Genomic DNA, 466 nt, shown 5'->3' on the forward strand with positions numbered 1-466 from the left:
GCCGGACGCCTCGCCGAACTGGCCGCGACGGCCGAGCAGACACGGGCGTTCGCCGAGGAGACCGAGGCCGAGCTGGCCGAGGCGCGCAGCCTGCGGGCGGAGGCCGAGGAGGCGGCCGCCGAGGCGGTCCGGGTCCGCGACGAGCGGCAGGAGGCCGCCCAGAAGGCCCGGCGCGCCGCCGACGCCCTCGCCGGACTCGCCTTCCGGCTGCGGGAACGCGCCGGCTGGCAGGCCAAGCTGCGCGAACTGGCCGACGACGCCGCCGAGGCGGAGGCCCGCGCCCAGTCCTGTCTGGAGCGCGCCCGCGCCGCCGACGAGGACCGGCGCGCCGCCCAGCGCGCCGCGGACGACGCCCGGCGTACGGCCCGCACCCTGCGTGCCGAGCGCTCCGAGATCGCCGGCGCCCCCGACGACCTGCCCGAGGACGTCGACGGCGCCCCGCAGACGTCCCTGCCCGCCCTGCGGG

General features: G+C 80.9%; 1 pseudogene. It reads left to right on the forward strand.

What is annotated here, in order from left to right:
- Positions 1-466 (forward strand): annotated as a pseudogene (locus LPA54_RS37880) (hypothetical protein); the annotation flags it as partial.

The organism is Streptomyces sp. DH12 (assembly GCF_020873895.1).
Lineage (GTDB): Bacteria > Actinomycetota > Actinomycetes > Streptomycetales > Streptomycetaceae > Streptomyces.